This is a genomic window from Neolewinella marina, assembly GCF_002631205.1.
GTDB classification, from domain to species: domain Bacteria; phylum Bacteroidota; class Bacteroidia; order Chitinophagales; family Saprospiraceae; genus Neolewinella; species Neolewinella marina.
In genome coordinates this window covers 120994-146641 of record NZ_PDLO01000003.1, presented here as the reverse complement: position 1 = coordinate 146641, position 25648 = coordinate 120994, and the positions used below count along the sequence as shown (strand labels likewise).

Here is a 25648-nt window from a genome sequence, read left to right as displayed (position 1 = left end):
GTGGAATGAACCGGGCCGGAGTTGAAACGATGATTATGAATCTCTACCGGTGTATGGACAGGTCCCGCCTGCTGTTCGATTTCCTCTACTTCTCGAATGACCAATTCGATTATGACGAAGAAATTAGGCAGCTCGGGGGAAGAATCCATCGCCTACGAGAACCGAAAAATCTGCTGGATCGGCTTAAGCTTAGCAAGTCATTCTTGACCAGCCACCATCAGTATTCGGCCATCCACGTTCACGATCTATACCACAGCGGGCTCTATCTATTGGCCGCTTGGATGTCCGGCACCAAAATACGCGTCATGCACGCGCACGTTACCCGACCCAATTTACGCCTATCACCACTCGCCCGTCTTTACCAGGGGTTAACTATCGGTCTGGCCCGGAGATTGGCTACCGGACGTATTGCTTGCGGACGCGCTGCAGGGCAATTCTTGTACGGTAATTCAACCCCCTTCACCGTAATGAAAAATGGAATTGCATTACAGGAATTTGAACCACCGCCCCTGCACCGAAAATCTGAAATAAGGAAATCTATCGGGGTGTCGGACACCGCCACGTTGCTTTGCCAGGTGGGCAGATTAGAGCAGCAAAAAAACCCGCTTTATAGCCTGGAAGTACTACACTCGCTTCGGCTTCAGGGCAAGGAAGTTATGCTAATTTACGCCGGAGAGGGCAGGCTGCGTCCAGCCATTATTGAACGAGCGCGGGAGCTGGGCCTTACAGGCCACGTCCGGCTGCTGGGGTCCCGGCAAGATACTCCCGATCTTATGTTCGCCAGCGACCATCTACTACTCCCCTCCTATTACGAAGGTTTTCCTCTGGTCATTGTCGAATCTCAAGCCATGGGTCTCTCTTCCATCGTTTCCGACCGTGTAAGTCCAGAGATCGACTTAAACCTCGGTTTGGTCCGGTTCATTGGGTTGGAATCCCCGGCGAGGTGGGCCTCTACAATACTGGAAAATTCGGCGACCAGGAAGGTAGGGACGACCGCACGACATCAGATACTGAGGGAGGCCGGATATGACGCAGGCCAGAACCTTGGCCAACTCTATGGACTGTACCGGGTCAACCCATGACGCTCCACTACATTGAAGCTTTCGACCATACCGAACTCATCGAACGATGGATTCCCATATTGGCAACGATTGAGGACCTTAAAATCGTCGTGCACGTAAATCCTTGGTATCGGGATCAACTCACAACCTATTGTCGTACGCTTACGGGTGTAGAGCTGCGCGGACCAGTAGGCTGCCTTAGCTGGTCAGACTACCTTGAACGGCTGCAATTTTCATCTACTTGTGTAGCTTTTATAGCGACACTGGGCAAACGAACCGAGTGGTTTTACTCCTTGGCGGGACGCGTGCGCTACGCCGTTCTCCTTCACAACCTGAACAATTGTTTTGACCGAAAGGAGTATCGTCACCCTCCCGAGCGCATAGTGGACAGGTTAAAAGACTTGCGAACGTTGATCCGCAAAAGATCACACCGCCGATTTCTGGCTTCCGCTGGGGCACTTACCTACGCCACCGCCGCGCTAGCAAGTGAGGGAAAGAAAGAATCTTTCTTGTATGCCGTGCCGCATCTGGTTCTTCCATTTGCCGCTTACCAAGCCGGCTGTAAAATACTGAATCGACCGGCGGCTTCCTCTGGGCTAAGGGTAATTATCCCCGGTACCGTGACCGAAAGGACTAGAGACTATCAGGCTGTCATTGATGCGCTGGTCATCGTGGCAGAATCGGAAGCCCCCATGCACGTCCATCTTGCAGGGCGTTTTAGAAATCCCACCTTGGAACAATTGTTTCAAACCCGGTTGGCACATGCCTTTAGTCACCCGGCTACCGGCCCCCTTACTATTCACAAATACCCAAATGGCCTGAATAAGACCGACTTTGATCGTTTACTGGCAGAGAGCGATCTCATTTTGGCCCCCCTTAAAACACCCGTCACTGTTGGCCGGTATCAAGAACAAATTGGACGCACAAAGGCACTCGGCACCCCCTTCGATGCCATCTTTTTTAAAAAGCCACTTTTATTGCCAGCCTGGCACCCAGTGCAGGATCCAGCGGTGATACCTTACTCAAGCGCCAATGACCTGGGGCACATCCTAATTAATTTCGCGAAAGGGAACCGAGAATTGCCCGTCAATTGCTGGGAACACTATAGCCATTTCCAGTTGCGGGAGTACTGGAAAGCCGTGCTCGCTAGTCTTGCTGAATAAACCGAAACCCGTGTCCACGCCTTAAAAATCCGGACTGTTACCAAATGGGTCGTCGGAGAGGAGCTGCCCGTCCTCGAGGAGGTCATCGTTGCCGCCGTTGTAGGCGTCGCAGTTCATTTCGATACCGAGTTCACCTTCGGGCCTGATCCAGTCCTTGCTGGTATCCCAGCCGATGGTTTCGTCTTCCTGAGCGGCACGGACGAAGCGGCGGAAGAACGGCTTGGCCATATTCGAACCGGCGCCGAGGCCGAGGCTGCGGAAGCGGATCCAGCGGTCGTCGCCGCCCACCCAGGTGCCGACGATAAGCTCGGGGGTGATGCCCATGTACCAGCCGTCGGTCTGGTCGTTGGTGGTACCGGTCTTGCCGCCTACGGGGCCTTCCACGCCGCCCAGGTTGCCTACGGAGGCGCGCGACAGCATATTGACCATGACGTAGTTGGCCTGGGGACTGATGGCCGGCTGTTCTTCGGGCAGGTATTCGTAGATGACGCGGCCGGTACGGTCCTCGATGCGGGTAAGGAATACAGGGCGGATGAATACGCCATTGTTTCCGAAAGTGGTGTAGGCCCCGGTGAGTTGCTGTACGGTGAGGTCAACCGATCCCAGGGCGATAGACGGAGCATCCGGAATTTCCTCCTTCGGGATGCCCATATTGGCCACCATATTGCGGACGGGCTCCGTGCTGGCCAGTTCCTTCATCAGATAGGCCGAAATGGTGTTCACGGAGTTTTTCAGCCCCTGGTAGAGGGTGTAATCGGCGTAGCTGTAGGCGCCGTTGGAGTTGCGGGGGGTCCAGGGTTTGTTCAGGTGGAAATTGCCGTCGCCCGGCGCGATGGTGACGGGCTGGTCGAGTACCCGCTGGCAGGGGGTGATGCCACGCAGGTCAATGCTGGCCGCGTAGATGAACGGCTTGAAGGTCGAGCCTACCTGCCGCTTGGTGGTGACGTGATCGTACTGAAACCACTTGAAATTGCTGCCCCCCACCCAGGTGCGGACGTAGCCGGTGCTGGGCTCAACGGACATGCTACCGATCTGCAGGATCATCTTGTGGTAACGCACGCTGTCCAGGGGGGTCATCAGCGTGTCCGTTTCCATGCGGTCATTGTCGTAAGTGAAGACCCGCATCTTGACTTCCTTCTCAAATTCGGTCTTTACGGTACGCTGCAGTTCCTTCCAGGCGCGCTCCAGCTCGGCAAACTCCGGAAGCCGCATCACCTTCCGGTGGCGGTCGGCGAAGTCTTCGGAGATCAGGTTGAGGCGCACGGCCTCGTCGATGGCCCCAGGTTCTTCCTTTTCCTGCATCATCCGCTCGATTTCACGGTCGTTGCGCGAGAAACGGAAGTCCATCTTTTCCCCGACGGCGTCGAGCACCGGCTGGAGGATCGCGTTCCGGTAGGCCTGGTAGCGATCGGAGTGGCGGATGGCGTTCTGGAGACTTTCCTGGCGGCGGTCCACCCTCACCTCGGTCTCGGAATAAGGATTGGTGTATGTCCAGGGGTCCAGGCTCTTCCAGTGCTGGAAGAACTGCTTTTGCAGCTGCCGCATGTGGGCCACGGCCTGTTCTTCGGCGTGCTGCTGCATGACCGGATCGATGGTCGTGTAGAAGGTGAGGCCGTCGCGATAGATGTCGTAGGGCTGGCCGTTGGATTTCAGGTAGGGCTCCTGGGAGAGGATGCGTTTGGCTTCCTCGGCGAGCACCATGCGGAAATAGGGGGCCAGTCCGTCGTCGTGGCGCTGACGGGTAAATTTGATGCCCAGGGGCAGGGCCGAAAGGGAATCGAATTCGGTGCGGGAGATACGGTTATTTCTGACCATCTGCGCCAGCACCTGGTTGCGGCGGTTGCGGGTGCGGTCGGGGAAGCGGAGGGGGTTGTAGAGGGAGGCGTTCTTCAGCATGCCGATGAGCATGGCCGCCTCTTCTACATTCAGGTCGCTGGGTCGCTTACCGTCGAAGTAATTCTCCGCCGCGGCACGGATGCCCTGGGCGCCGTTGATGAAGTCGTAGCGGTTGAGGTACATCGCGATGATTTCCTCCTTGGTGTACTTGCGCTCGAGGCGGACGGCGATGATCCACTCCTTGAGTTTCTGAAAGCCCCGCTCGACGATGTTGGCGCTGACCTGCTCGGTGAACAGCAGTTTGGCCAACTGCTGGGTGATGGTGGAGCCACCCCCCGAAGATTGCTGGCCCAGGATGGCCGTCTTGATGACCACCCGGGGCAGACTCTGCCAATCGATGCCACTGTGGGTATAGTAGCGCTCGTCCTCGGTGCTGACCAGGGCCGCCTCGAGGTGGGGGCCGAGGTCCTTGAAGTCAACCATTACCCGGTTCTCCACGAAGTAGCGACCGAGGACCGACCCGTCGGAAGCCAGCACCGGGCTGGCTTCGTTGTTCTTCGGGTTCTCCAATTCGGTGACGGAGGGCAAATCCGTAAAACTCAGTCCGACAAACAGCAATACCACCCCGATGGGCATGGCGAAGACCAGAATCCAAAAAAGCTTGAGGGCCGTGCGGCTCCACCCTTCGGTTCCGGCGAATAAAAAAGACTTAAGCTTGGACATTGCGGTCGTGGATTATTGTGGGCCACCAAAAATTAACGCGACAACTGAAGGCAAAACGCGGAAATCGGGTAGCGGCGTACCGTAAAATAAGACAAGCTCCCGGCTTAGTCCAGTTTCAGAACGTCGAGGAAAGCCTTCTGGGGGACTTCCACCTTACCAAACTGCCGCATTTTCCGCTTGCCGGCCTTCTGCTTTTCGAGCAGCTTGCGCTTCCGCGAAATGTCGCCGCCGTAACACTTGGCGGTAACGTCTTTCCGCATGGCGGAGAGCGTTTCCCGGGCGATGACCTTGGCCCCGATGGCCGCCTGGATGGCAATCATAAATTGCTGGCGGGGCAGCAGTTCGCGCAGCTTCTTGCACATGCCGCGACCGATGTACTCGGCCTTGGAGCGGTGAACGAGGGCGGACAGGGCGTCGACGTTTTCTCCGTTGAGCTTGATGTCCATCCGCACCAGGTCGGTTTCCTGGTAGTCCTTGGGCTGGTAGTCGAAGCTGGCGTAACCCCGGGAGATCGACTTGAGCCGGTCGTAAAAGTCGAAGACGATCTCGGCCAGGGGAAGGATAAAGTGCAGTTCCACCCGCTCCGGGCTGAGGTAGGTTTGCTTGGTTAGGGTGCCCCGCTTGTCGATACAGAGCGTCATGATGCTGCCGATGTATTCGGTGGTGGTGATGATCTGTGCGGTGATCATCGGCTCCTCCACCATGGCGCGGTGGTTCACGTCGGGCAGGTCGGCGGGGTTGCGGATCTCAGTGACATTGCCCTTGGTGTCGGTAACCCGGTAGGTTACGTTGGGTACCGTGGTGATCACATCCATATTAAACTCCCGGAACAGGCGCTCCTGGACGATTTCCAGGTGCAGCATACCCAGGAAGCCACAGCGGAAGCCGTAGCCGAGGGCCGCGGAGGTTTCGGGCTCGAATACCAGGCTGGCGTCGTTGAGCTGCAGCTTCTCGAGGCTGTCGCGGAGGGGCTCGAAATCGTCGTTGTCCAGGGGGAAAATACCGGCAAAGACCATGGGCTTCACCTCCTCGAACCCGCCCAGTCGCTCACCGGGCCGGTCATCGAGGGTGACCGTGTCGCCCACCTTGATTTCCGAGCTCGTCTTCAGTCCGGTCACGATATAACCCACACTGCCGCATTCGATCTGGGGCTGGGGTTTGGGGGTGATCTCCATGGCCCCTACCTCGTTGGCTTCGTAAACGGACTTGGTGGCAATAAAGCGCAGGTTGTCGTTCTTTCTGAGCACGCCGTTCATCACCCGGACATAGGCGATGACGCCGCGGAAGGGGTTGAACACCGAGTCGAAGATCAGGGCCTGCAGCGGCGCCTCCGGGTCTCCCTTGGGGGCGGGGATGCGTTCCACTACGGCCTTCATGATTTCGGGTACCCCGATGCCGGTCTTGCCGGAGGCCAGGATGATGTCTTCCCGGTCGCAGCCGGTCAGGTCGATCATCTGGTCGGCCATCTCCTCGATCATGGCGGTTTCCATGTCCACCTTGTTGAGCACGGGAATGATTTCCAGGTCGTGCTCCAGGGCCAGGAAGAGGTTGGAGATCGTCTGGGCCTGGATGCCCTGGGTCGCGTCTACCAGCAGCAGGGCGCCTTCACAGGCGGCAATGGAGCGCGACACCTCGTAGCTGAAATCGACGTGGCCCGGGGTATCGATCATGTTGAAGGTGTACATCTCGCCGTCGGTATGCGGGTAATGCATCTGAATGGCGTGGCTCTTGATCGTAATGCCCCGCTCCCGCTCGAGATCCATATCGTCGAGCTGCTGGTCCATCTTCTCCCGTTCGCCCACGGACTGCGTAAAGTCGAGCAGACGGTCGGAGAGCGTAGACTTGCCGTGGTCGATGTGGGCGATAACGCAGAAATTTCGGATATTCTTCAAGGCAGTAGGGAGTTGACGGTTGATCAAAGCGCGCAAAGATAAGGAACACCCATACCCGGCGATGGTTTTTTCCTGACCGCCGGCTTACGATTGGGGTCGGGCCTAACTACGGTGAATCTTCCCCCAGCCTCCCGTATCTTATGGCACCCGCCCCTACCGATACGCCACTCGATATGTCCCGAATCATAATGTGTTGCCTGCTGCCCCTGATGTGGCTTTCTCCCCTGCGCGGGCAGGTAGATGAACGCTACTCCGACCGGCTGATCCTCGCCAACGGCACCAAGTGGTCGGTGGACCTGCGCCGCTCGTCACCGGAGGAGCTGGCTCGCTCGGTAACTTTTACCCGGCCGGACGGCAGCAGTGGTTCACTCACCCCCGACCAGGCGATATCCTTTCAGTTTGCCCGCTCGGGACGCCACTATCGCTCCGTAGCGGTTGACCTGCCCTCCTCCGCCGCTTCACCTAATCGCGCACCCCGCCTCCGCTTCGGAGAGGTCCTCGCTTCGGGTGATGTGGAACTGATCAAGGTCGCCCTGTCCACCGGAGAATACGACGAGCAGGCGGCGGACGGGGAGCCTTATCTGTACCTGCTGCGGGAAGGGGATATCGAGCTGGTGCTCAGGCTGTCCAGTATTATGGTCTACGAAAGGCTGCACGCCAATCCGGCCCGCTTTCGCAACCTGCTGAAATTCATCACCCGCGATTGCCCGGCGGCGCTCGCACTCGCGCGCACCGCCCGCTTTGCTGATGCGGACATCCTCCGGGTACTGGATGCTTACGCAGACTGCGACCCCCATCGCTCGTTGACCCTGGATCGCTCCCGGCTCCGCGGCGGCGTGCAGCTGGAGCACCTGGCCCGGGTCTTTCACCTCGATATTCGGGACGGTGACTTCAGCGACCGGCAACTCAGTGCCGGCCTGGGCTACCAGGCCATGGCCCGGTTCACCGAGGGGTACCGGCGACTGGCCGTCCTGGCCTCACTGGACTTCGTCTACCACTCCTTTCGCTGGGAAGGTGTATCGGACGTATCACAGTCCATGATCCGCGGTAACCTTTCCCTCGGCTACTCCGCCGTAGAAAGCCAGCAATATGCCGTACAGCTTACGGCAGGACTGAGCAATTACAATGCATTTGCTTCCGGCTTCCGTAGTTTCTTCTCCAACAATTACTTCCTGTTAAACGGCGGGGCCAACCTGCGGGCGGGCAAATGGCTCCTTGGCTTGCATTACGAGTACCTGCCCGGACAGATTTCCCGGCGGCCCGGCAATCAGCTGGTCACTACCCTGGGATACCGCGTTCCTCTCTGAATAACCGGCCGGCCACGGCGCTTCGCGCTACCTTGCACCTGCGCTCCGGCGCCGTAAAACAGTGAGCCGGGGGGTGGCGTTTATCCTTCGGCAGTTCAATCCATGGAAGAAGTTCACGAAGTTCCCGAAGCTCCCCAACCGCGCCGTCGCAAGCGCCGGTGGTGGCAGCGGGTGCGCAAGCTGTTCATCTGGATCGTACTGGTGGTGGTGGCCCTGCTGGGCTTGCTACAGCTGCCCTCCTTCCAGAACTGGCTCGTGGACCGGGTGACGGCCAACATCAGCCGTACCCTGGAAACCGAGGTATCCATTGACTACGCCCGGCTTTCGTGGTTTGACGAACTAACCCTGCGCGGCGTTTTCATCGAAGACAAGTACGGGGATACCCTGCTGTACGGTCAGGAACTGACGGCCGACTTCAACCTGCTCTCCCTGCTCAACAACGCGGTGGAAATCGAGGAGCTGGCCATTTCCAATACCCGCTTCAAGATCCGCCGCGACCTGGGCGACCCGGAAACCAACCTGGAGACCGCCCTTGAGCGGCTGTTCCCGCCCCGTGACGAACCAGCCAAGCCGCTGAACCTGGCCCTGGAACGGCTGGACCTGGAAAATATCTCCTTCGTGCAGGACGATAGCGTGCGCGGGCAACGCTTTGACGTCAGCTTGCAGTCCGGGGTGATATTCCTGGATGAACTCGACCTGCCCAACAAACTGATATCCATTGAAACGGCGGAGATCATGCACCCAGTGGTGCGGCAAACGAGCATCCCCCCCACCCCACTATCGACCGTTCCCGAGGTGGACGCCGCGCTGCGAAGCCTGGACAGCACCCTCACCGACAGCAACCGGGTGAGCCTGCACGTGATGGCCGGCAGCCTGGAAATCATTGGGGGATCCTTCATCCTGAACAACTTCCGCAAAGGTCCTATCGAAGAAAGCGACCTGAGCGCCATCGACTTCGCCCGGCTCGCCACGCGGGACATCGACCTGGAGCTGACCGGGATCGACTACGCAAACGGTGAACTCGAAGCCACCCTGGAGCACCTGAGCCTGGAGGAAGGCAGTGGCTTCGTGCTGAATCGCCTCAGCGTGGAAGAACTCCGCGTGACACCCACCGAGTTGGTCCTGAACGACCTGGTTCTGACCACGCCGGCCAGCAGCCTTTCGGATTCCCTGAGCTTCACCTTCCCCGGGGGATGGGAAAGCTGGGCCGACTTCAACAACCGGGTGCGGATGGAAATCGGCCTGCAACCCAGCACCCTGGCGGTGCGCGACCTGCTCTACTTCGCCCGCAAACTGAGGTTCAACCCCTTTTTCCGCGAGAACCAGGACCGCAGCATCCAGCTGGGCGGAGCCTTCACCGGCCGCGTCAACAACCTCCGCGCCGAGGACGTCACCCTCGGCCTCGATGACCGCAACTTTCTCGCCGGCAGTTTCAGCAGCCGCAACCTGGCCCTGCCCGGGTCCGAGGCGCTGAACCTGAAACTGGATGCGCTGACCACCAGCGTCGGCACCCTGCGCCGGCTCATCCCCCGCCTCAACCTGCCCCAGAACTTCAACAAGCTGGGCCGGCTGAACTTCGACGGGCAGTTCGACGGCTTCTTTACCGACTTCGCGGCCAAGGGCAACCTGCGCACCGAACTCGGTCGGGCCCAGATGGATATGCGCATGGACATCGAGAATGGCTCCACCCGCGCCGAATACAGTGGATCGCTGACCCTGAACGATTTTGACCTGGGCCGCTGGACCGATACCCCCCAGTTGGGGATGGTCGACTTCTCCGCTTCTATCGACGACGGGGTGGGCTTGCTGGCCGAGTCCGCCAGCGCCAACCTAACGGCCACCATCGAGCGGCTGGGCTTCCGGGGCTACGTCTACGAAAACGCCCGGATCAGCGGCCGGCTGGAGCAGCAGTTCTTCAACGGGAGCTTCGAAATCGCGGATGAGAACATCGACCTCTACTTCCTCGGTGAGCTGGATTTCCGCGACAGTGTACCAGTGTTCGACTTCAACGCCGACATCGACCGCGTCGACCTCCAGGCATTGAACCTGAGTGAGCGCCTCGTCGTGCTGTCGGGCAAGGTGGACCTGAACGTGATCAATACCGTCTTCAGCGATATGGAGGGCCGGGTGGAACTCGACAGCTTCCGCGTCGTACGGGATACGGCGGTGATCAACATCGGCAGCCTGCTGGCCTACTCCAACTTCAACGAGGAAGGCCAAAAGGTGGTCAAACTGGAAAGCGACGTGGCGGAGGGTGAAATCATCGGCCGCTTTGACCTCAACGACGTTACCACCAGCCTTACCCACTACCTGGTGGAGTTCTATCCCGGCTGGGCCCGCCGGCTCAACATCAAGCCCCCGCGCAGCATCCCCGAGGACAACAAGTTCAGCTTTGACCTTACGGTCATTGACTCCAAGGGGCTGAACCGGCTGATCAACCCCAAGCTTGGCCCCCTGGTCGACGTCCACCTGACGGGCAGTTACGACGGTTTCCGCGACGAGCTGAAGGCGGAATTGCTCGCGCCCCGCTTTTCCTTCGACAATATATCCCTGGTCGACCTGATCGTCCGGACCAAGGGCCGGGAATCGGAAGGAGAACTGGACCTGGTGATCGACAGCACCCTGGTCAACGGTAAGCCGATGCTCGATCAGCTCACCCTACTGAGTTTGATCGACCAGGATACCATCAACTTCGGCATCAACTACGGGGGTGCCGGTGGTCTTTTTCTGGAGAAGCTGAACCTCAACGGGGAGATCACCCTGCCGGACACGGCCAACTACGCCATCCGTTTCGACGATTCCGACCTCATCCTCTTCCAGGAACCCTGGGCCATCCGCCGCGACAACCGCCTGGTCATCGGCCCCCAGTACATCGACAGCCGCAACTTCAGCCTGCGCAGCGGCAACCGCCGCATCCGTCTCTCCAAGCGGGGAGACAAGGGTCTCGACCTGAACTTTGAGAACATGGCCCTGGGATTGATTGACTCGGTATGGGCCTATCAGCCCCTGGACTTCAGCGGTGAAGTGGACGTCCACGTCGGGGTGGACAACGTTTTCCTCCTCAAGGGATTGAGCGCCGATATCCGCAGCGATACCTTCCTCATTAACGGCGACGATTACGGTTACCTGCGGGTCGACCTCCGCGCCCCCGACCCCAAGGGGCAGCTGACGGCCTACATGAACCTCAATCGCGATACCGCCCAGCTCATCGCCGAGGCTACCTTCAACCTCGGAGACCTTTCACCCACGCCCCGGGTGAACCAGCGCCGCAACTATCTGGACCTCACGGTCGACGTGAACGGTTATCCCCTCGACCTGGCCCGTTACTGGGTGGGCGGATCGGTATCGGACATCGTCGGTAAGATCAACGGCCGGCTGAACGTGGAAGGCCCGGCCGGCAAACCCGACGTATCGGGCTACATCGATGCCTCGGCGGGTGCCTTCACCCTCGACTACCTGCAGACCCGCTACCACTTTGAGGAATCGCGGGTGCGCATCACCAATACCATGTTCGACCTGGCGGGCACCGAGCTGCTCGACCGCTACAACAACGTGGCCCGGCTCACCGGGGGCATCTCCCACGACCGGCTGAAGAACCTAGGCATCAATGCCCGGCTGCGGACCAACCGTTTCCTGGCCCTCGACCTGGCCCCCGGCCAAAACCCCAACTTTTACGGCCGGGCCATCGGCAGCGGTACCGTGGACTTCTCCGGGGATTTCCGGCAGACGGACATCTACGTGCGCGCCACCGTGGGGCGGGACTCGCGACTCTCCATTCCAGTCACTGAAGGCACTGGCGCGGGGCCGATCGACAACGTCCGCTTCGTGGACCGCCGCGTTTACCAGGAAGAAGAAGAGGTGGTGTCCGCCACCGACCCCACTGGCGTGAGTCTGGACATGGAGATTGAGGTGACCGACGAGGCGATCGGTGAGATCATTTTCGACGAGGAGGTGGGCGATATCCTGCGGGGGCAGGGCAATGGCAACCTGACCCTCCGCATCCCCCGCGACGGTGACCTCCAGATGTACGGCACCGTTACCCTGACCGAGGGCGACTACCTCTTCACCCTGTACCGGGTGGTCAACAAGGAATTCACCGTGCGACCGGGAGGTACGGTGACCTGGTCCGGCGACCCCTTTGCCGCCCGGATCGACATCGCGGCCGACTACCAGAACCTGAAGACCCCTATCATCAACTTCGTGCGGGAGTACTTGCCCATCGACGGTAATACGGACATCGCCCAGAGCGCCAGCCAGGCAACCGATATCGACCTGACCCTGAAACTCGACGGCATCCTGACCCAACCCGACATCAACTTTGACATTGGCTTCCCCAGCCTCGACGGCCGGCTGGAGAATTACGCCAACAACAAGCGGCGGCAGCTGCTCCTCGACCAGAATGAGCTGAACCGACAGGTCTTCGGCCTCATCGCCGTGGGCCAGTTCCTGCCTTCCGACCTGAGCTTCAACGTGGCCGACGTGGCCGTCAATACCGTCAGCGAATGGCTCTCGACCTACCTAAGCCTGCTGCTCAATGACCTGCTGCGGGACGCCTTCGGGGAAGACGCCTTCATTTCCGGCTTCGACTTCGATATCGCCTACAACAACTACTCCACCACGACCAACCTGAACAACCAAAACACCATTGGCCGGGGACAGGCCGTGGAGTTTTCCTTCCGCCGCGACTTCAACAACCGCCTCAGCCTCAGCGGCGACGTAAACGTGCTCAACAACCAGTTCGCCGCGGGCGGCAACACCGGCACCTTTATCGGCAACGACGTGGTGCTGGAGTACGTCCTTAATGACAGCCGCACGCTGAAGCTGCGCGTCTACCAGCGGCGGCAGCCCGACATCGCCAGCGGACGGCGGCTGCAGGTGGGTACCGGACTGAGCTGGAAGCGGGAGTTCGACTCCCTGTCCGAATTCTTCGACGGCTTCCGGCGCGACGCTACCCTGCGGCGTTAGGCCGACGGCCCAGGGCACGGAAATGCTGCCCGATGAGGCGCAGATCATCCCGCAATCCGTAATCGCGGGCGTACAGCAAATTCAGGTGGTGGAGGGATTCGGCGGCGCACACCTCACTGCCCAGCCCGGGGTGGAGCACACCGGGGCGCAGGGCCGGCAGCAGGGTCCTTTCCGGATCTCCGGGGTGGTAACCCACCCAGCTGAGCTGGGCTATCAGCACTTTCCAGAGATTGCCCAGATACCCTCCCTTCCTTTCGACCAGCCAAATATTCAGGGGAAGGGTCAGCAACAGGAGCAGGGCCAGCGTCCGGTCCAGCAGCCACTTGCCCCGCCGCTGGACGGGATCGTCGATGCGCAGGTTGACGTCGATGGTGTAGAGGGTACCCCGCTGGTCCGGTCGGTGGCTGCCGATGATGCTGCGGCTCGCTTCCGGCAGGATCCGGTACTGGATGCGGGGACCGAGTTCCCGCATCCATCCCTGGATGTCCGCGATGTCGAGGTCCGCCGAGCAGAAGATGATTTCCTCCACGCGGTACAGGCGGCAGAGGGTCGCCAGGTGATCCGTCCTGCCAATCGTTTCTCCATCTTCCCCGTCGGAGGGGCGCGGAGCGCGGGTGCCGGGGCTAACCCGTCCGATGTAGTGAGCGGTAGCACCGGCGCGTTGCAGCAGGCTGAGGGTACGCTGGGCTTCCGCCGCCCACCCCACGATGAGCAGCCGGCGGTCGGCGGCGGGGCCGGCGGCGCCCGGGTTCAGCAGTCGCGCCGCCCCCCGCAGCAGCAGGGTCCAGCCAATGGCCCAGCCCGCCCCCAGCACCAGCAGCGCCCGGCTGGGGCGGAGGTCTTCGGGCAGCAAGCCGTATATGGACAGCAACAGGAGGGTACCGATGCCCAGGCTGCTCAGGAGACGGCCGTAATCATGTGGCCGGTCGTAACCGCCCCCCAGGAAGATGCTGCCCGTCCAGAGCACGGTGTAGGCCGGCAGGTGGAGGTAGTCGATATACTCGGGGAAATATTTCGGATCCCCGAAGTGGTAGGCCGCCCAGAGTTGCTTCAGCAAGCGCAGGCCCAGGTACATCCCGGCGGCGTCCAGCAGGGGGTAGCGGAGTCGCTGCCAGGCATTGGCGACCACCGTCAGCAGGGCACGGAGGTAGATCGCCAGCCGCATCATCAGCACCAGCCACCATGCTCCGGGGCCTACGAAGTGCTTACGGGCGAAGATGACCATCGCCTGATAGAAGACCCGCACGTAGTTCAGGCTGCCTCGTTTAGTGCTTTCCCCTTTGTAGTGGATGATACTGGTGCCCGGGTAGTAGTAATTGCGGTAGCCGCCCTGAGTTAGCCGGTAGGAAAGATCAATGTCCTCCCCGTACATGAAAAAAGCCTCGTCGAGCAGCCCTACTTTTTCCAGGGCCGCCGCCCGCATCCACATGAAGGCACCTGCCAGCACCTCGATTTCGTGGGTTTCATCCTCGGCCAAATAGCCCAGGTGGTAGCGGTTGAAGCGCAGGGAACGGGGGAACAGCCGGGCCAGACCGAAGGCCTTGGTGAACGCTACCCAGGGCGTGGGCAGTCCGCGTTTGCTTTCCGGCAGGAAGCGCCCGCTACCGTCAATCATGCGCACGCCAAGGCCACCGAGGTCAGGATGCGCTTCCGCGAAGGCGTAGCAGCGTCGGAAGGTATCCTCCTCCACCAGGGTATCCGGATTGAGGAGGAGGTGGTATTTCCCCCGGGCCTGCCGCAGGGCCTGGTTGTTGGCCACCGAGAAGCCGGGGTTGCGATCGTTGGCGATCACCCGCGCCCAGGGGAAGCGGCGGCGTACCATTTCTACCGAACCGTCGGCGGAGTGGTTGTCCACCACCCAGGTCTCGGTCTCCATCCCGGCGGTGGCCCGCTCTACGCTCAGCAGGCACTGCTCCAGAAAATACCGGACGTTGTAGCTGACAATGACGATGGAGAGCTGCACGGCGTAAAGGTAGAACGCAAACTTCTGCCGCCCGAAGGGTTATATAGTGACCAACCGAAATTATGCTCCCCAATCGCCCCGTCAGCGGCTTCCGCCTATTCTTGTACACGGTATTCAGCATGGTGGCCCTGCTGATCATCACCAACGGCGTCGTTTTCCTGCTGGCGCAGCAGTACGCCCTGCCCCTCGGCGAAGCAACGGCTGCCCTGACCGAAGTAAGTGAACGCCAGCAGCTCCGGCTGCTGCTCCTCATCAACAACCTCGGAACCTGGGGGCTGTCGGCGTTGCTGGCCTTCTCACTCGCTTTTGGTGCCGACTGGGGGCGGGCGGCCGGCCTGGTCACCCCACCCCGTCCGCGGTTCGTCTCCCCTGCCCTGCTGACTTTCGTCGTCGGCCTGCCACTGATCGCCCTGGGGGCCTACCTTAACTTGCAACTCGACCTTCCGGAGTGGATGGACCGGTCCGAAGCCACCGGCAATTCCATGCTGGCCAGCATCCTGACGTTTGAAACTCCGCCTGAACTCCTCATGGCCCTGCTGACCGTAGCGGTAGTGCCTGCCCTCTGCGAAGAGCTGATGTTCCGGGGGCTGCTCCAGGGGCAATTGCTGACCCGCATCATGGGAGGCCACGCCGCCGTATGGGCCGCCGCGGCCATCTTCAGCGCCATCCATGTTGAATTTGCCGGCTTCGTGCCGCGATTGCTGCTGGGTGCCTTGCTGGGTTACGCGTATCGCTGGACGGGCTCCCTGTGGATCCCTATCCTCCTGCACCTGCTTTTCAACGGCAGCCAGGTAGTGTCTACCTACTGGTCCGGGGAGTTCACCGCGGACACCGAAATGGATGCCCCCTGGGTTCCCCTGCTGATTGCCGGTTTACTTAGCCTGGTGGCCGTCACCTACCTGATTGTCAGGTCCGAACGCCGGTTGGCGGCGCTTCCGGCGGTGCCCCCGCCTACTGATCAGAGCGACTGGCGGTAGCGCTCACTGGCGGAAAAAATTTGTTCGAACCGCTCGCGATCGCGTGGGGTGAATCGCTTGCCGCGCCGTTCCATCATGCGCTCCGCCGTGGCAATGGCTTTGTCGAGGCGGTAGGTCTGCAGCCCTTCTGCTCCACCCCAGGTGAAGGAGGGCAGGAAGGCAGGCGGGAAGCCCGCCCCGAATACGTTGGCGGAGAAGCCGACCACGCTGCCCGTATTCAACATGGTATTGATGCCCACCTTCGCGTGGTCGGCCAGGATCAGCCCGTGAAACATCAGTCCCGTGGGCACCCGCGCGCCGGCGGCGTACGACCACACCTTCACTTCCCCGTAATCGTTCTTCAGGTTGGAGGCATTGGTGTCGGCGCCAATGTTGCACCACTCCCCCACCACGGCGTTCCCCAGGAAGCCTTCGTGCCCCTTGTTGCTGTTAGCGTAGAAGACTACGTTGTTCACCTCGCCACCGACCTTGCAGTAGGGACCGATGGTGGTCGCACCGTACACCTTGGCCCCCATTTTCAGCACGGCACCCGCGCCCGTCGCCACCGGTCCCCGCAGCAGGCAGCCCTCCAGGATCACCGAATCCCGACCAAAATAGACTGGGCCGGAAGTGACATTGATAGTGCAGGCTTCTAGGCTTACGCCTTCCTCGATAAAGAGCTGGTCGGCGGGGCCGATCAGGGTATTGGTCGGAGAAAGCGGCGTCGAGGTCCGGCCGCGGGTGAGCAGTTGGAAATCCTCGCGGAGCGCCATATCGTTGAGCAGGAAGAGATCGGCAGGACGGGTGACGCGCACGACCGGGAATTCCAGTTCAGCAGTATCACCAACTGCAGCTTGCTGGTCCTCCAGGAAGGAAGTGGCATTCCGGGCATCCAGCCTCGCCAACACTACCTGCCCATCCAGGGTATACCGGGAGTTGGTAGGCAGATCACGGATATACTCCAGCAGGCCATCCGATGGCAACAAGGATCCATCGATCAGCAGGTTATCCTCTCCCGGCTCAACCGGATAGTCAGCCTGCAGATAAGCCTGGGTATGATAGGCCACGCCACGGTCGAGCAGCCGCGACCACTTCTCTCCAATGGTCAGCATCCCCAGGCGCAGGTCGCCCACCGGTCGGTTGTAGGTGAGGGGCAACAGCGCCTGGCGGATCGGGGAATCGAACAGAACTACCTTCATCGCGTCTCCAGGTCAAAACCGATATCGGAGCGGAAATTGGCGCCTTCAAAGGTGATGCGCCGGGCATTCGCATAGCTTTTTTCGAGGGCCTCAGCCAGGGTATCGCCGTAGCTGGTGACGGAAAGCACCCTTCCTCCGTCCGTTACGACCTCCTTGCCCTTGCGGCGGGTGCCGGCGTGGAAGACCATGCTATCCTGGATGTCTTCCAGTCCGCTGATCGCCTTGCCCTTTTCGTAGGGGCCGGGGTACCCTCCGCTGACCAGGACGACGGTGGCGGCCTGGCGGTCGTCCATGCGAATGACCGCGGTGCTGAGGTCACCTTCCACGGTTTCCAGGAGCAGGCTCATGATGTCGGACTGCAGCCGGGCCATTACCGTCTGCGTTTCCGGGTCGCCCATGCGGCAGTTGTATTCGATGACGTAGGGCTCACCGTCCACGGCAATGAGGCCAAAGAAGATGAAGCCGCGGTAATCCAGTTTCCGCGCCTGGATGCCGTGCAGGGTGGGCTGGATGATGCGTTGCTCCACCTTGCGCATCAGGTCGGCATCCACGAAGGGCGGATGACTTACGCTGCCCATGCCGCCGGTATTGGGGCCGGTATCCCCCACCCCGATGCGTTTGTAGTCCTTGGCCACGGGGAGAATGCGATAGCTCGAGCCGTCCGTCAGGACGAAAACGGAGAACTCGATGCCGTCCAGAAAGTCCTCCACCACCACGGTGGAGCTGGCATCACCGAACTTGCCGTCGAGCATGGCCGAGAGTTCGCGTTTGGCTTCGCCGCGGTCGTTCAGGATTACTACCCCCTTGCCGGCGGCGAGGCCGTCGGCCTTTAGCACGATCGGGGGGGTACGGGTGTCCAGGTAGTCAGCGGCTTCCTCGCGGTCATCAGCGGTGAAGCGCCGGTAGCCGGCCGTGGGGATGTCGTACTCTTCCATGAACGCCTTGGCGTAGGCCTTGCTGCCCTCCAGGCGGGCGGCTTCCCGACTGGGTCCGATGAAATAGACCGTCTTCAGCCGGTCGTCGGTGCGGAAGTAATCGCGCAGTCCGCGTACCAGGGGCTCCTCCGGACCACAGATGACCAGCTTGACGTTGAGGTCAAGCACGGCTTGCCGGATGGCACTGAAGTCGGTCAGATCCAGGGGGAGGTTCTTACCCCGGCGCTCCGTGCCGGCGTTTCCGGGGGCGATGTAGAGTTCGGAGCAGAGGGGGCTTTCGGACAGCCGCCAGGCCAGGGCATCTTCGCGGGCGCCGTTCCCCAGGAGTAGTACGTTCATGGATGGATCTATTTTCTGCTATTGGACACTGACGGGGGCCGAACGGGTAAAGAACTCCGTTTGGATGCTGGCCCTCAGGGTCCGGATTTGGTCTTTAAAGAGTCGTTGTTTGACGAGGTACACTTCGTAATCCCCCGGCGCAATATCGTCGATGGCCGAGGTGGGCAGCGATACCGTTCCCGTTGCCGTGGGACCGGTTACGAGAATCCGCTTCGGCGTGCTGCGGTCGGTGGGTTCAAAGAACAGCACCAGGCTTTCCATTTCGGTCAGTCCGCGCTCGGCCACCGGAAAATTGACGGGCTGGTCGCGGTACAGGGTATCCGGCAGGGAATCGATGAACACCGGGTGGGACACGAAGCTGAATACCGCCCCGCCCCCGGAGTCATGGATGCCGAACCGCAGCACCGAGGGCAGATCCCCCGTAGCGTAGTGGCGGTAGCGGTCCGTGGGCAGTGTGCCTACCGGCTGCATGGCGCTGCCGAGGAAGGTCGGAATCCGGTCGGTGGAATCCGGCAGTTCCAGGTCGGCCAGCAGGCTCTGGTCGCCCTGCTGGTAGCGCACGTGACCGCTCACCTGCTCCACCTCCTCGATCGGGGTGGGTTCCGCGGGTCCGCAGGACATCAGACCGGATAGCATGAGAGGAAGGAGGTAGCGCAACTGCAATTTTTTGCAAATGTAGCGCGCCACGGCTACTCGAGGCGCCAGTCGATGGGCGTTTTACCGTGGGCCTCCAGGTATTCGTTGGCCTGTTTGAAGTGGTGGTTGCCGAAAAAGCCCTTGTCGGCGGAGAAGGGAGACGGGTGGGCACTCTCCAGCACCAGGTGGCGGCTGGCGTCGATCAGCTCCGCCTTCTTGCGGGCGAACGCCCCCCAGAGCATGAAGACGGTGTGCTCCGTACGGTCGCTTACGGCCTGGATACTGGCGTCGGTGAAGTACTGCCAGCCGGAACGCTTGTGGCTGCCCGGCTGGTTCTTCTCCACGGTAAGCATGGCGTTAAGCAAAAACACGCCTTGTTCGGCCCAGCGGGTCAGGTCACCGTGGCCGGGTACCGGAATATTGAGGCTGTCCTCGATCTCGCGGTAAATGTTGCGGAGACTCGGTGGCGGGGTTACGCCGCGGGGCACGCTGAAACTGAGGCCCATGGCCTGCCCAGGGTTGTGGTAGGGGTCCTGCCCCAGGATGACCACCTTGACCTGGTCCAGGGGGGTGGTATTGTAGGCATTGAAAATGAGGGATCCAGGGGGGTAGATGGTTTTCCCGTCCGCCTTTTCCTGCTTGATGAACCCGATGAGGGTACGGAAGTAGGGCTTGGAGAATTCTTCCGCGAGGGCTGCTTTCCAGGAAGGTTCAATCTGCACGTTGGTGGCGGACATAGTGGGGGTTTGGGTGACGGTAAATAAATCGGGGCGACGGGAAAATGTTCCCGCCGCCCCGGCACACCGTTCATTTTTCCTGGCGGTGTATAGCGCTGAATGTCGTGCTAGACCTTGACCAGCTCGTCGATACGCACCGTCCGGCCTTCTTCGATACTTTTGCGGGCGGCCACGCCGATGAGGACCGAATAGGCCCCGTCCTCGGTGCCGGCCATGTGACCCAGGGGGTCGGCCGCGTCCGGATTGACGAAGAGGTAATCCAGCATGCGGCGGTCGCCGCCGCCGTGACCGTAGCGGTACTTCGGCACCTTGATGCTTTCGAAATTCGGCTCGAAATTCTCGTGCACGATGATCTCGTGGAATTCCGTCGGCACTTCCTCGGTCTTGAAGGTCATCTCGTCACTGTGCAACGACGCCTGCTCCTCCTTGCTGTACTCTCCTTTCTGGAAGGGGATGTCCTCCCAGGAGTCGATGCGGCCGTCGTGGCCGTTAAAGGCGATGCGGTAGCCCTCGTAGGGGGAATAGGTGGTCAGGCTGTAGTTGACCACTACGTCGTTGTCGTACAGGATCTGGGCGCTCATCTTGTCGTAGATGTCGATGTCCTCCCGGAAGACGCAGCTGTCGCGGATGTACCCGTCGTACTCCTCGTTGTCCACGTAGAGGTCCATGTAGTATTCGTTCTTGGTGATGTCCCAGAAGTAGGGGCATTCGTTCTTGTGGGGACAGGTCCGGCAGGATTCCCCCCGGAAGGGACCGTTCTTGCCGTAGTGCTCCAGGGCTCCCATGGCGGTCACCGCTACCGGCTTGGCGTTGACCCACCAGTTCAGCAGATCGAAGTGGTGGGTGGCCTTGTGTACCCACAGTGATCCGCTGTTCTCCTGGTAGGCGTGCCACCGGCGGAAGTAGCTCGCGCCGTGGTGGACGTTGAGGTACCAGTTGAAGTCCACGCTGGTGATCTCCCCTACCCGCTTGTCGTGCAGCAGTTGCTTCAGGGCGGTGTTGTGGGGGGAGTGACGGTAGTTAAAGGTGACCAATACCTTACGGCCGGTGCGCTGCTGCGCTTCCAGAATGGCCTGCACCTTCTCCGCCGTGGTCGTCATCGGCTTTTCAGTGATGACGTTGGCGCCGTGCTCCATGGCCCGAATGATGAATTCATCGTGGGTGGAGTCCATGGTCGTGACGATCACCCAGCCGGGCTTCGTCTCCTTCATCATCTTGTCGAAGTCGGTGAAGGTGGGGCAATCCACTCCCATAGCGCCCTTCACGAAGGCTACCCGTCCGGGATTGATGTCGCACAGGCCCACGAACTTGACCTGCTCGCCGTAATTCTCCACCAGGTTGCGGCCCCAGAGGGAGCTGCCCCGGATTCCGGTGCCCACCAGGACCACCCGTTTCTGTTCGTTGTTTTTCCACAACGCAAAGGCGCTGGCCTGGCTCGTGGCCAGGGCGGCCGTCAGCAAAGTGCCGGATTTCAAAAATGTTCTTCGGTGCATGAATCGTCTTTTGTGTGGTCAAGTTAGTAAATTACAATCGATTTACAAGGCGCTGCCGCGGGTGCCATGCAATTTAATTTTGGCCGGGTTATTAGATTACCAATTTATGGAACTCAACGCAGACCTTGGCGAATCCTGGTATGCCCGCAAGGTGGGCGACGATACCGGGCTGATGCCCTTCCTGGATGCCTGCAACGTCGCCTGTGGCTTTCACGGTGGGGATGCCCTGACGATGGTGCGCGCCATTGATCTGGCGCTCCGCCACGGGGTAGCCATTGGGGCCCACCCCAGCTTTCCCGACCGCAAGCATTTCGGCCGGCGCAGCCTGGACCTCCCCGTGGACCACCTGCGGGCGCTGCTGCTCTACCAGGTAAGCGCCCTAGACGGCATGGTACGGGCCGCCGGGAGCTCACTGACCCACCTCAAGCCCCACGGTGCCCTGTATCACTATGCGGACCGTCACCGGCCGGCGGCGGCCGCCATTGTCCAGGTGATGGAACAGTTGCAGGTGCCTACCCTTTACGGCCCTCCGGGGGGTGAACTGTCCGCCGCGGCCGATATGGCGGGGCTGCAATTCTACGCCGAGGGCTTCGTGGACCGCCGCTACGAGCCCGACCTGCGGCTACGCTCGCGGGACCTCCCGGGCGCCTCCATCGACGACCCGGCCGAGGCCGCGGAACAGGCCCGTGCATTGCTGCGGGAAGGACGGGTGATGGCCAGCGACGGCCAGCGGTACCCGCTGCGGGTCCGTACCCTTTGTCTGCACGGGGATCATCCCGGTGCAGTAGACCGCGCCCGGGCCGTCCGCATGGTCCTCGACCGGACGGAAAGGGCCTGATTTTCTCCGGGCTGCCCCCGGAACCGTAGCTTTGCGCCCCCAATTCCCCAAGTATGCGCAGCTGCCTGTTCCTTTTTGTCCTTTCTATTCTGTTCACCGCCTGCTCCGGCGGGGAACAAGCGAACGTCGGCTCCGCGGAATCCCCCGACGTGACGATCACCCTCGAGGGGGCTACCTCTGGCACCGTCCTGCTGATCGGGCAGTATATGGACCAGCAGTACCGGGTGGATTCGGCGGTCGTATCCTCCGACGGCAGCGTTCACTTCGAACGGGACACGCCCTACGAAACCGGTTACTACTACGCTTATTTCCCCGACCAGGTCGCGGTTCCCTTCCTGCTGGATCAGGACCAGTCCTTCACCATCAGCGGTAAGCGGACAACCCCGGTGGAGATGCTGGAAGTGGAGGGCAGCGTGGACAACCGCCTGTTGTACGAAAGCATCCGCTACGAAAAGAAGATCAGCACCCCACTGGCGGCCATGAATCAGCTGATCAGCACCCTCTCCCCCGAGCAGCCGGAATACCAGCAGGTGGCCACGGAGCGCGACCAGTTGCTGACCGACCTGAATGCCTTCTACGCGAAAACGTACGAAGCGCACCCCGAGGCCTTCTTCACCGCCTTCCAGCGGGCGGCCCAGAACCCTCCCCTGCGGAACCTGCGCGCCGCCGACGGAAGCCGCGACAAACGGGCGGAGGTGTCCGCTTACCGCGAGGATTTCTGGAACGGCGTTGACTTCACCGACGAACGGCTCCTGCGCACCCCGGCCATCGCCAATAAACTGCGCCGGTACATCACCGAGCTTACCCCCCAGCACTCCGACTCCATCCGCGCGGCCGCCGACCAGTTGCTCGGCCAGGTGATGGAGCATCCGGAATACTATCGCTTCTTCGCCAACTTCATCACCCGGGAGTATCAGCCGGGTTCACCGGCCGTCATGGACCCCGAGGCGGTCTATGTCCACATGATCCAGAACTACTTCACCCGCGACCGTGCCTTCTGGACGGACAGCATGACGGTGTACGGACTGCAAGACCAGGCCGACATGATGGCCCACAGCCTGCTCGGACAGCCCGGGCCGAACCTCCGCGTGAATGACCTCAACGGTCGCCCCCGGGAGATCTACGCGGAAACCGCTCCCTTCATCGTGGTGTACATCTATAACCCGGAATGCGACCACTGCATCGAGGAAACTCCGAAGCTGCTGAAGTGGTACCAGAACAACCGGAAGCAGGCCTCCGTATACGCCCTCGCCCTGGATACGACGGAGGACAAATGGAAAAGCTTCGTACGTAATTTCGGGCTGCAGGACTGGACCAACGTTTACGACCCCACCAACGAGGCGGTGTACAAGACCTACTTCGTCGACCACACGCCGGAAATCTACCTGCTGAACCAGGACCGGACCATCATTGCCAAGAACATCGAGCCGGCGGATCTTGACGGAGCCATTGCCCGCGCCCGGCAACGCCAGGTCGAGGGGCTTTAATTAATCCTCTTCGATCTCCGCGTCGTCGATGAGGCTGTCGCCGTCGCCGTCGTGGTCTTCGAAGCCCGCGATGCGGTCCCCCTTCTTGCGGGGCTGGTAGTCCGGATCGTCCAAAATCCGCATGTCCTTGCCCCCTTCGTTATGGTAGTCGCCGCGGGCGAAGCGGTCGGCGCGATCAAAAAAGGAGTCGGTGCCGCTGAGCGTGGATTTGGCGTCGTCGCGCTCCCCTTCCCGGTTGTCGAAGGCACGGGCGCGGGCGGCGGCCTGTTCGGCGGCGGCTTTGGCCTGTTGGGCGGCTTCTTCCGCCTTCATGCGTTCGGCTTCCCGGTTGGCGTGCTCGATGAAGGCATCCGCCTTGCCCTTCAGTCGGGCACCGGTTTCGGCAGCCCGGTTCAGGAAATCATCTCCTACGTCTTCGGCCACCTTTTTGGCTTTCAGTCCAGCCTGGGCCGCGGCGTCCAGTCCGGCATCGGCAGCCTGCCGGAAGGCAGAGGGCGGCTTGGGGCTGGGGGGCTCGCTTTCCAGCAGGTCCGCCTCGAAGTCGACGCTTCCGGACTTGGGGGCATCGGCTTCGGGCGTCAGGTTCAGGTTGCCGAAGGTGAGCTCCTCATCGATGATGTCCTTGGCTTTCCGGTTGCCGGCGGGCGCAGGTGGAGTATCCGTCAATTCGTCCTCGGCCGGCTCTTCTTTCCAGACGGCGTCGCCGAGGTCACTGAGGGCGTGCTTACCGCGGTCGATGAATTCCGGCGCGCGGGCTACGAATTCTCCGGCGGCGCGCCTGGTGAGATCGAGCAGCTCGTCGCCCTGTTCCGCCAGTTCGTCACCGGCCTCCCGGGCTTTCTCGCCGGCGCGGGACGCCTGGTGTTTGGCGACCGATTTGGCACCGAAGAAAATCCGTTTAAGGTCGTTGAAGAGCGGCATGGCTGGGGGATTGATTCCGTTGCTAAAATACAGCCTGACGGTCGAAGTTAGGCGCTAGACCACCACGTTGCGGGGGTTCTTGCGCTCTACCGCCTCTCCGCTGGTGTCGTTTCCGCTCTGCGGCCCCTGCCCGTCCTTGTACTTGTAGAAGCCGTAGTGCCTTTCCTTGTCGAGGGTCAGGCCGGGACCGTGGAAGAGTATCCGCCACCAGGCTTTCGGATGGCGGTAGGTCTTCATGTCCTTGATCATGTCCACGTGCTCGTGGAACACCAGCTTGATCGGATTGTAGCTGTTGACGGGTTTGAGGATGCCGTAGTTAGGCGTTTCCTCCTCCGGACAAAAGGTGCCGAACATGCGGTCCCAGATGATGAGGCTCGAGCCGTAGTTCTTGTCCAGGTACTTTTCTTCGGTAGCGTGGTGCACGCGGTGGTGACTGGGCGTCACGAAGATGAATTCGATGGGGGCCCACATCCGGTCGATCAGCTCGGTATGGATCCAGAACTGGTAGAGCACCCCGATCTGCATGCAGATAAAGAACACGAAGGGATCGAAACCGAGCAGGGCGGCGGGGATGAAGAAAATCACCTTGATGTGCTGGGTCCAGCTCAGGCGGAAGGATACCGTGAAGTTGTACTGCTCCGAACTGTGGTGGGTGACGTGGGTGGCCCACCAGAACCGCTGCTCGTGGCTTACGCGGTGCGCCCAGTAACGGCAGAAGTCCACGACGATGAAGCAGAGGATGAAACTCCACCAGGTGGTGGGGATGTAGAGCGGGCTCAGGTTGTAGAAGAACAGGATGATCCCGAAGGTGGCGGCCTTCACCAGGGCGGTGCTGATGAGGTTGCCGATGCCCACGCCGGCGGCGGCCAGGCCGTCCTTGATGTCGTAGTTGTGCTTTTCAGCCCGACTGCTGCCCGCGTTGTCGGCCAGGAAGGACTTCAGCGACTCGGCGTAGAGGTTGCGGTTGCGGGTATAGGTGAACGGGTTGAAGCCCGCGTTGCTTAGGGTGGGCGCGTTCCCCATCGGGTACCCCAGGGCGGCGGCGGCTTCCTCGAGCTCGTGGATGTATTCCCGGCGGCGCAGGAACCATTCGATGATCGTCAGGGCGACCATAACGGGAACCGCATAGACGATGACCGGAGGGAACTCCAGGTTCTGGATGTCTTCGAAGGTATATAGGGGCTTGTTCATAGGTAT

General features: G+C 60.8%; 17 protein-coding genes. 7 read left to right on the top strand and 10 right to left on the bottom strand.

Annotated features, from left to right (window positions below):
• Window positions 1-5: 5 nt before the first annotated feature.
• Both CGL56_RS09005 and CGL56_RS09000 read left to right on the top strand, forming a co-directional pair.
• Window positions 6-1082, top strand: coding sequence for a glycosyltransferase (locus CGL56_RS09005; protein ID WP_099106211.1), 1077 nt, complete (start codon window positions 6-8; stop codon window positions 1080-1082).
• Complete coding sequence (locus CGL56_RS09000) at window positions 1079-2224, top strand: hypothetical protein (protein ID WP_099106210.1); 1146 nt, start codon at window positions 1079-1081, stop codon at window positions 2222-2224. Before CGL56_RS09005 ends, CGL56_RS09000 begins: the two co-directional genes overlap by 4 nt.
• Before the next feature lie 21 nt (window positions 2225-2245).
• Here CGL56_RS09000 and CGL56_RS08995 read toward each other — a convergent pair whose 3' ends face one another.
• The gene (locus tag CGL56_RS08995; RefSeq protein ID WP_099106209.1) at window positions 2246-4783 is read right to left on the bottom strand and encodes a transglycosylase domain-containing protein; all 2538 of its coding nucleotides are present in this window, start codon (window positions 4781-4783) and stop codon (window positions 2246-2248) included.
• Between the two features lie 104 nt (window positions 4784-4887).
• On the bottom strand, window positions 4888-6675 hold the full coding sequence (gene lepA / locus CGL56_RS08990) for a translation elongation factor 4 (protein WP_099106516.1): 1788 nt from the start codon (window positions 6673-6675) through the stop codon (window positions 4888-4890).
• A gap of 173 nt (window positions 6676-6848) precedes the next feature.
• Between lepA and CGL56_RS08985 the strand changes: the two genes are divergently transcribed.
• Together CGL56_RS08985 and CGL56_RS08980 are read left to right on the top strand one after the other, a co-directional pair.
• Window positions 6849-7982 (top strand): hypothetical protein, encoded by a 1134-nt coding sequence (locus CGL56_RS08985; protein ID WP_143470669.1) that lies wholly within the window; start codon window positions 6849-6851, stop codon window positions 7980-7982.
• A 102-nt stretch (window positions 7983-8084) separates the two neighbouring features.
• The gene (locus CGL56_RS08980; RefSeq protein WP_099106207.1) at window positions 8085-12947 is read left to right on the top strand and encodes a translocation/assembly module TamB domain-containing protein; all 4863 of its coding nucleotides are present in this window, start codon (window positions 8085-8087) and stop codon (window positions 12945-12947) included.
• Here the strand turns inward: CGL56_RS08980 and CGL56_RS08975 are convergent.
• Window positions 12931-14910, bottom strand: a complete 1980-nt coding sequence (locus CGL56_RS08975; RefSeq protein ID WP_099106206.1) for a glycosyltransferase family 2 protein — start codon at window positions 14908-14910, stop codon at window positions 12931-12933. The two genes, CGL56_RS08980 and CGL56_RS08975, sit on opposite strands and share 17 nt — an antisense overlap.
• Window positions 14911-14972: 62 nt before the next feature.
• Between CGL56_RS08975 and CGL56_RS08970 the strand changes: the two genes are divergently transcribed.
• On the top strand, window positions 14973-15887 hold the full coding sequence (locus CGL56_RS08970) for a CPBP family intramembrane glutamic endopeptidase (RefSeq protein ID WP_099106205.1): 915 nt from the start codon (window positions 14973-14975) through the stop codon (window positions 15885-15887).
• On the opposite strand, the gene CGL56_RS08965 is transcribed toward CGL56_RS08970, so the two are convergent.
• The 5 genes from CGL56_RS08965 to CGL56_RS08945 all read right to left on the bottom strand — a co-directional run bounded on the left by CGL56_RS08965 (window position 15869) and on the right by CGL56_RS08945 (window position 21205).
• Entirely contained in the window at window positions 15869-17065 is a 1197-nt protein-coding gene (locus CGL56_RS08965; protein WP_099106204.1) for a putative sugar nucleotidyl transferase, read from the bottom strand. The genes CGL56_RS08970 and CGL56_RS08965 overlap by 19 nt on opposite strands.
• Window positions 17062-18339: a phosphoribosylamine--glycine ligase gene (gene purD / locus CGL56_RS08960; protein ID WP_099106203.1), complete on the bottom strand. Its 1278-nt coding sequence runs from the start codon at window positions 18337-18339 to the stop codon at window positions 17062-17064. Before purD ends, CGL56_RS08965 begins: the two co-directional genes overlap by 4 nt.
• An 18-nt stretch (window positions 18340-18357) precedes the next feature.
• Window positions 18358-18975, bottom strand: coding sequence for a hypothetical protein (locus tag CGL56_RS08955; protein ID WP_143470668.1), 618 nt, complete (start codon window positions 18973-18975; stop codon window positions 18358-18360).
• A 53-nt stretch (window positions 18976-19028) separates the two neighbouring features.
• The gene (gene ung / locus CGL56_RS08950) at window positions 19029-19712 is read right to left on the bottom strand and encodes a uracil-DNA glycosylase (RefSeq protein WP_099106201.1); all 684 of its coding nucleotides are present in this window, start codon (window positions 19710-19712) and stop codon (window positions 19029-19031) included.
• Between the two features lie 107 nt (window positions 19713-19819).
• Window positions 19820-21205, bottom strand: a complete 1386-nt coding sequence (locus CGL56_RS08945; protein WP_099106200.1) for a Gfo/Idh/MocA family oxidoreductase — start codon at window positions 21203-21205, stop codon at window positions 19820-19822.
• Between the two features lie 106 nt (window positions 21206-21311).
• Between CGL56_RS08945 and CGL56_RS08940 the strand changes: the two genes are divergently transcribed.
• Together CGL56_RS08940 and CGL56_RS08935 are read left to right on the top strand one after the other, a co-directional pair.
• Window positions 21312-22043, top strand: a complete 732-nt coding sequence (locus CGL56_RS08940) for a 5-oxoprolinase subunit PxpA (protein ID WP_167641574.1) — start codon at window positions 21312-21314, stop codon at window positions 22041-22043.
• 53 nt (window positions 22044-22096) lie between these two features.
• Window positions 22097-23530: a DUF5106 domain-containing protein gene (locus CGL56_RS08935; protein WP_099106198.1), complete on the top strand. Its 1434-nt coding sequence runs from the start codon at window positions 22097-22099 to the stop codon at window positions 23528-23530.
• Here CGL56_RS08935 and CGL56_RS08930 read toward each other — a convergent pair whose 3' ends face one another.
• Both CGL56_RS08930 and CGL56_RS08925 read right to left on the bottom strand, forming a co-directional pair.
• Window positions 23531-24451: a hypothetical protein gene (locus CGL56_RS08930; protein WP_099106197.1), complete on the bottom strand. Its 921-nt coding sequence runs from the start codon at window positions 24449-24451 to the stop codon at window positions 23531-23533.
• Window positions 24452-24505: 54 nt separating this feature from the next.
• Window positions 24506-25642 carry a sterol desaturase family protein gene (locus tag CGL56_RS08925; protein ID WP_245183960.1) on the bottom strand — a complete coding sequence of 379 codons (1137 nt, stop codon included), beginning with the start codon at window positions 25640-25642 and terminating at the stop codon, window positions 24506-24508.
• Window positions 25643-25648 lie beyond the last annotated feature (6 nt).